The organism is Hymenobacter antarcticus (assembly GCF_039539545.1).
Lineage (GTDB): Bacteria > Bacteroidota > Bacteroidia > Cytophagales > Hymenobacteraceae > Hymenobacter > Hymenobacter antarcticus.
The window spans coordinates 1-6,735 of record NZ_BAABDI010000057.1 but is presented as its reverse complement, the minus strand read 5'-3'; the positions used below and the strand labels follow the sequence as shown (position 1 = coordinate 6,735).

Genomic DNA, 6,735 nt, shown 5'->3' with positions numbered 1-6,735 from the left:
TAACGGCGTGGACGGCGCAGTCGGCGCAACCGGTGCAGTCGGCGCACAAGGCCCCATCGGCCTGACCGGCGCAGTCGGCGCGGCTGGCTCTAACGGCGTGGACGGCGCAGTCGGCGCAGTCGGCGCAGTCGGCGCAGTCGGCGCAGTCGGCGCAGTCGGCGCACAAGGCCCCATCGGCCTGACCGGCGCAGTCGGCGCGGCTGGCTCTAACGGCGTGGACGGCGCAGTCGGCGCAGTCGGCGCAGTCGGCGCACAAGGCCCCATCGGCCTGACCGGCGCAGTCGGTGCAATCGGTGCAGTCGGCGCACAAGGCCCCATCGGCCTGACCGGCACCAACGGCACCAACGGCACCAACGGCGCAGACGGCCTGGCCGGCGCGGCTGGCGCCAACGGCACCAACGGCGCAGTCGGCGCACAAGGCCCCATCGGCCTGACCGGCACCAACGGCACCAACGGCACCAACGGCGCAGTCGGCGCACAAGGCCCCATCGGCCTGACCGGCACGGCTGGCACGGCTGGCACGGCTGGCACCAACGGCGCAGCGGCAACTGTGGCTGTGGGTACTACAACCACTGGCGCTGCTGGTTCACAGGCATCAGTGACTAATACTGGCTCCTCTTCTGCCGCAATACTCGCCTTCACGGTTCCTGCTGGAGCTGCTGGAGCAACCGGCGTCCAAGGTCCCGCTGGTCCCCAGGGTCTTCAAGGCACAGTGGGCACAAACGGGGCAGCTGCTACGATTGCCGTGGGCACCACTACGACGGGTGCTGCTGGCTCAAGTGCTACCGTAACTAACACTGGCACCTCTTCTGCCGCTGTATTTGCTTTTGCTGTTCCTGCCGGTGCCACTGGCCCTGCCGGCCCAACCGGCGCTACCGGTGCAGCCAGCACAGTTGCCGGCCCTGCCGGCCCCACCGGCGCTACCGGCGCAACTGGCGCTACCGGCGCTGCTGGAAAAGACGCTATTGTTACCATTAGCAGCGGCGGCATTATTGCAGGTACCAATGCTACCCTGAACCCAGCACCATCGATAACCAGTCTTGCTGACTTTAACTTAGGCACCGCAGCCTATATTAGAGTATCAGGTGGAAGCAATACTGCTTCTAACAACCAAGTGTCACTGAGCGGTAACAACTCTGCAGGCCGAATAGTCTATGTTAGAAACACCTCTGCAAATCCGGTCCTGGTCAACCTGAACAACGCAACTACCACAATTATTCCAGCAAACTCAACAGCGGTATTTGTTTCTAATGCCACTCTTTGGAATTAATTAACGCGACCATGAACCGATACCTCAAAAGTTTCGAACCTCCCAAGGTCGCGCTTGCTCTGCTGCTGGTGTGTGGTGCTACGGCCCCGCACACCAGCCAGGGCCAAGCCCTCTACAACGGTGCCGGCGGCCTCGTCGCCTTAACCGACTCGGTGCGCTACGTGCGCGGCGATGTGGAGAACGCCGGCGAGTTCAACCTGACCACCGCAGCCGGAAGCACTTCCAACCGGCTCTTCATCGACGAAGGAAACCTGCTGAATACGGCCACCGGCAAATGGCTGGCCGGCCATAGCACGGTCGTGCTGATGGGCATGACCCCCCACGTACTCAGCATGAACGGCGCTACGCTCTACCACCTGCGCCTCGACAACCCGGCCGGCACCACGCTGGGCTCGGATGCCACGGTGGCCGCCGGCTTGCGGCTGGCTACGGGCAACCTGACCACCACGGCCGCCTTCAGCTTGCGGCTGGCGGCGGGGGCAACGGTGCTGAGCCCCGGCCCGGCGGGGGCCGAAGACGACCACCACTGCGTGCGGGGCAGCCTGGTGCAGCAGCAAGCCGTGCGCGGCACCGAAGCCGTCGACTTTGGCAACATGGGCTTTGTGCTGAAGCCCCAGGGCCAGGCGCTAACCCTAACGGTGGACCGCCGCAGTGGCCTGAACCAGCTGAACTACTCGTATGCCCAAAGCCCGGACTTTGCCGGTAAGCGCAGCATCGACCGCATCTGGCGGCTCGGCACCGCCGACGGCCAGCGCCCCGCGCAGCCGGTGAGCCTAGCCCTAACTTGGCTACCCGACAACGACCACGGCCTGGATTTCGGCAGCGGCCTGGCCCAGGTGTGGCGCTCGACCAACCAAGGCCTGAGCTGGGTGAAAACCGGCGAGCCCCAGCCGGCCCCCGGGCGTTCGGTGACGGTGGCTACCGCCGAGCTCAATGCCTGGTACACGGTGAGCCTGAGCGGCAGCAAAACAACCGCCCCGGCCAACCAGACCTTGTTTGCCGGCACTGCCCGCCAGGCCGACGCGGTGCTGACCTGGTCGACCACCACGCGGCCGAGCAACGGCTGGTACGTTATCGAGCGGTCGACTGACGAGCAGCGCTGGCGCGAAATCAGCCGGCAGCCCATTGCCAGCCAGCGCTGGTCGCCGGCGGCCTCCACGGCGGTCGATAAGAACGTGGGCTCCATCGCTACCACGCTCTACTACCGCCTGCGCCAGCTTGATACCGATGGCAACACCCAATTCAGCAGCCGCTTAACCCTGCACTTTGCCGGGCCGCCGGTCTTCAAGCTCGAAGCCTACCCGGTACCGTTGCAGGAATACCTCACGCTCGACCTGATGACTTCCGGAACGGGCGCGGTGCAAATTGAGCTCTACGACATGACTGGGCGACTGATGATTAGCCGACAGGAAACGGTGGCCGCCGGGGCCAGCCGGTTCCAGCTCGATGTGCGGGCGCTGGCCACTGGCGTCTACACCCTGCGCGCCCGCCAGGGCGACCAATTCTTCACCCGGATGCTGAAACGGGACTAATCAGCCTTGCAAAACCAGTCCCGGCTGGTTGGCATCGTGTTCCCGAGCAAATTGCTCCGCCCCCGGTTCGGGAGCGGAGCAATTTTGGTTTCAACCGTTGCTGCCGGGGTAGTGGTCAGCAGCACCCGGCACGACACCACCCGGTGCCGCGCGCCCGAACCTACCTTTGCGCCATGCCCGGAACCCTGTACCTCCTCCCCACCCCCCTGGCCGACGATACGGCCGCGCAGGTGCTGCCGCCGCAGGTGATAGCCGCCGTGGCGGCCCTCCCCTACTTTCTGGTGGAGAATGCCCGCACGGCGCGGCGCTTCGTAAAAAGCGTGGCCCCGCACCGCGTGATTGAGGATATCCGCTTCGTGGTCATCGACAAAGACAGCTCCGATGCGGACGTGCGCGCCGCCCTGGCCCCGCTGGTAAAAGATGGAATTGATGCCGGCATTCTCAGCGAGGCGGGCTGCCCCGGCATTGCCGACCCCGGTGCGGCCCTGGCGCGGGAAGCCCACCGGCTGGGCCTGCGGGTGCGGCCGCTGGTGGGGCCGTCGTCGCTGCTGCTCGCCCTGATGGCTTCCGGGCTGAATGGGCAGCAGTTCGCTTTTCACGGGTACCTGCCCATTGAGAAAGCGCCCCGCGTGGCGGCCATCAAGGCCTTGGAAAAGGAGGCACAGCAGCGGCAGCAGTCGCAGCTCTTTATTGAAACGCCTTACCGCAACGGGGCCTTGTTCACCGATTTACTGGCCCATCTGCAGCCCGGCACCCGCCTGTGCGTAGCGACCGATGTGACCGGAGCCGGCGAGTTCATCAAAACCCTGCCCGTAGCCGACTGGCGGCGGCTGCCGGCCCCGGAGCTGCACAAGATTCCGACGGTGTTTGTGATTGGGATGTAGGGGCAGGGCGCACCCGCCCGCCGTTGCCCGGAATCCGGCATCCACTTTCAGGCGTAGGGGCGGGTGCGACCCGCCCCTACGCGGCGACCAGCATGGTTTCGCCGTGCTGGCTCACATCGAGGCCGTCGGCTTCGTGGCGGGCATTCACCCGGATGGGAATCAGCAGGTTGGTGAATTTGTAGAGTAGGAAGGAGCCGCCGAACGTGAAGGCGGAAATGAATACCAGCGCGCCCAAGTGGTGCAGCAACAAAGTGGTGGAGCCCGTAATGAGCCCGCCCTGCTGCGCAAACACGGCGGTGAGAATCATACCCACGATGCCGCCCACGCCGTGGCAGGGGAATACGTCGAGGGTATCATCGAGCGTCGTGCGGTTTTTCAGGGCCACGGCCCAGGCGCTGACGGCCGCCGCGCTCACCCCAATAAAGAGCGCCGGGCCGTAGCTCACGTAGCCCGCCGCGGGCGTGATGGCCACCAAACCCACCACCGCCCCAATGGCTGCCCCCGCCGCCGAGGGCCGCTGCCCGCGCACGGCTTCAATCAGCATCCACGTCAGCATGGCGGCGGCCGAAGCCATGTGCGTGGTAAAAAAAGCCTGCACCGCCACCGTATTGGCTGCCAACGCCGAGCCGGCGTTAAACCCAAACCAGCCAAACCACAGCAGGCCCGTGCCCAGCAGCACAAACGGAATATTGACAGGAATGTGCTGATGACCGGCCTTGTGGGTTTCGCGGCGGCCCAGCGCCAACGCCCCGGCCAGCGCCGCGAAGCCCGCCGAGATATGTACCACCGTGCCGCCCGCAAAGTCGAGCACCCCCCATTTAAACAGGAAGCCGTCGGGGTGCCAGGTCCAGTGGGCCAGCGGGCAATAGATGAGCAGACTAAACAGGCACATAAACAGCAGGTAGCCCCAGAATCGAATCCGCTCGGCAAAGGCCCCGCTGATGAGAGCCGGCGTGATGATGGCGAATTTCAGCTGGAACGCCGCGTAGAGCACCAGTGGCAGGTTGGGGGCCAGGCGCGGGTGCGGAGCCGTACCCACATTGTTAAAAAGCAAAAACGTCAGTGGGTTGCCGATGATGCCGCCGAGGCTGTCGCCAAAGGCCAGCGAGAAACCCACCACGTACCAGAGCAGCGAAATCACACCCAAGGCAATGAAGCTCTGCAGCATGGTGGAAATAACGTTGCGCTTACTCACCATGCCGCCGTAGAAAAATGCCAGGCCCGGCACCATAAACAGCACCAGCCCGGAGGCGGTGAGCATCCAGGCCAGGTCGGCCGCGACGAAGGCATTGGGCTTGGCTTCGGGATGGTTTTGGGGCAGCAGGGCCGCTGTCAACGCCAGGATGAGCAGCAGGGCCAGACACAGCGTGGCCAGGCGCTGCTTACGATTCGAGGTAACTATGTTTTCTAAGGTCATTTAAGAAACAAGTTACGTATTTTTTCAAAATACCGTATTTATTTAAAGGCGTTATTTACTAAAATCACAACTTTTGACATGATACCCTGTCAAATAACAGGCCTTATTTCAAATAGCTTATTTTTTTAAACCTGATATTCCAAAGGCCTTCGTTCCTGAACAAATTCAATACAAAAGGCCGTCCGGTCAGTCGGTTCAGTTTGCAATGAGAAGGAAAAGCCGTGCGCCAGCAGAATATCCCGCACCAGCGTGAGGCCGATGCCCTGCCCGTCGCGCTTGGTGCTGAAAAAGGGAGTGAATAGCTGCTGACTGACTTCGGGCGTGAGGCCGGCCCCGTCGTTTTCAATGGTAAGCGAGGGCGGCTGGGCGGTGGTGCGCACCCACACGTTGCCACTTTCGCCAATGGCTTCGAGGGCGTTTTTGGCGATGTTGAGCAGGGCTTGCTCCAGCTGCTGCGCATCGAGGCTGACTATGAGCGGCTCGGCGGCCAGGGCCCAGTGCCACTGCACCCGGCGCTGCTCGCTCTGCGGCTGCAGGAGCCGGCCGATGCCGTGCAGCAGCGCGTGCACATCGGTGGGCTGGCGCGTGGGCGGAGGCAGGCGCACCAGCCGGGCAAAGCTGCCGATGAAGTTGGCCAGCTGGGTGTTGCGGGCAATGCTCACGTCGAGTGCCTGGGTGAAATCGGGCTCGTCGTCGGCCGCGAGCTGGGGCGCGTAGTGGTGGAAGCTGTGCAGGATGGAGTTGATGGCCCCGATGGAGTTGTTGATTTCGTGCGCCATCATCCGAATCAGCTGTTCGTAGGCCTGTTTTTCCTGACGGATGAGCTCCTGGGTCAGCTCCTCCAGCACCACGAAGCGGCGGGTGAAGCCCCGGTCAAGGAAATGCGCGGCGGTGGCCCGGTAGGTGGCGAGGCCCGACAGGCGCAGCACCTGCGCCTGGCTTTCGGTGAGGGCGGCCAGGGCCGGGCCCCAGGCCCCGGGCAAGTCGGCGGGCAGCTGGCCCGGCAGCGTAGCCGCCGGCTGGCCCATGAACCGCGCGGCCGCAGCATTCGCACTTTCAACCCGACCCTCAAAATCCAGAATAAGAATACCCGCCGGCGAGGCCTGAATGAGGCGCTCCAGCAGCACGCTTTTCTCGTGCTGACTGATGCGCTCACGCCGCAGCGCATCAATCATTTGGTTGTAGACCGTGATGAGCTGGTCCATCTCCCGCTGGCCCACGGGTACGAATTTCATCGAGAAATCCTTGGCCTGAATGGCCGCCGTGCCCGCCGCAATGAGCTGAAACGGCCGCACAAAGCCCCGGTACAGCTGCACGGTGAGCACAATGCTGACGAGCAGCAGCACCTCACTCCCAACGAATAACACCGGATTGGTGGTCCGCAGCTGGGCCGCCAGCGCAATGAGCACCGTGTGAATAAGGACGACGAAAAGGATGAATTTGAGGCGGAGCGTCATGGAATTACACACCAGGGCAATGGGGGCGGGCCGCCCGGTCTGACCGCTCTAGGTGTATGGTCCCGGAGTATGGTGGGTCGGTTCTCGAATAAAGCTACTAGGATTTTTCCGCCATTCCGCACAAACAAATTCGTAGGGTGTCAATCCCTTGAGCCGTTTGAGGCGTTTGGCAAAG

The 6,735-nt window shown here is 63.4% G+C and carries 5 protein-coding genes and 2 pseudogenes; 3 read left to right on the top strand and 4 right to left on the bottom strand.

From position 1 onward, the window contains the following. Positions 1-481, bottom strand: a pseudogene (locus tag ABD819_RS21240) (hypothetical protein); the annotation flags it as partial. A gap of 264 nt (positions 482-745) precedes the next feature. On the opposite strand from ABD819_RS21240, the gene ABD819_RS21235 reads away from it, so the two are divergent. The 3 genes from ABD819_RS21235 to ABD819_RS21225 all read left to right on the top strand — a co-directional run bounded on the left by ABD819_RS21235 (position 746) and on the right by ABD819_RS21225 (position 3,686). Further along, on the top strand, positions 746-1,270 hold the full coding sequence (locus tag ABD819_RS21235) for a hypothetical protein (protein ID WP_345127662.1): 525 nt from the start codon (positions 746-748) through the stop codon (positions 1,268-1,270). Between the two features lie 11 nt (positions 1,271-1,281). Then, positions 1,282-2,802, top strand: coding sequence for a T9SS type A sorting domain-containing protein (locus ABD819_RS21230; protein ID WP_345127661.1), 1,521 nt, complete (start codon positions 1,282-1,284; stop codon positions 2,800-2,802). 173 nt (positions 2,803-2,975) lie between these two features. Beyond that, positions 2,976-3,686, top strand: a complete 711-nt coding sequence (locus ABD819_RS21225; protein ID WP_345127658.1) for an SAM-dependent methyltransferase — start codon at positions 2,976-2,978, stop codon at positions 3,684-3,686. A 76-nt stretch (positions 3,687-3,762) separates the two neighbouring features. On the opposite strand, the gene ABD819_RS21220 is transcribed toward ABD819_RS21225, so the two are convergent. The 3 genes and pseudogenes from ABD819_RS21220 to ABD819_RS21210 form a co-directional block, all read right to left on the bottom strand. Continuing rightward, positions 3,763-5,103 carry an ammonium transporter gene (locus ABD819_RS21220; RefSeq protein ID WP_345127656.1) on the bottom strand — a complete coding sequence of 447 codons (1,341 nt, stop codon included), beginning with the start codon at positions 5,101-5,103 and terminating at the stop codon, positions 3,763-3,765. A 125-nt stretch (positions 5,104-5,228) separates the two neighbouring features. Then, the gene (locus ABD819_RS21215; protein ID WP_345127654.1) at positions 5,229-6,560 is read right to left on the bottom strand and encodes a sensor histidine kinase; all 1,332 of its coding nucleotides are present in this window, start codon (positions 6,558-6,560) and stop codon (positions 5,229-5,231) included. 48 nt (positions 6,561-6,608) lie between these two features. Continuing rightward, a pseudogene (locus tag ABD819_RS21210) lies at positions 6,609-6,735 on the bottom strand (IS481 family transposase); the annotation flags it as partial.

Bases quoted from the DNA above. Each gene is read 5' to 3' on its own strand.
- ABD819_RS21230 (WP_345127661.1), top strand. From the start codon at position 1,282: ATGAACCGATACCTCAAAAGTTTCGAACCTCCCAAGGTCGCGCTTGCT.
- ABD819_RS21225 (WP_345127658.1), top strand. From the start codon at position 2,976: ATGCCCGGAACCCTGTACCTCCTCCCCACCCCCCTGGCCGACGATACG.
- ABD819_RS21220 (WP_345127656.1), bottom strand. From the start codon at position 5,103: ATGACCTTAGAAAACATAGTTACCTCGAATCGTAAGCAGCGCCTGGCC.
- ABD819_RS21215 (WP_345127654.1), bottom strand. From the start codon at position 6,560: ATGACGCTCCGCCTCAAATTCATCCTTTTCGTCGTCCTTATTCACACG.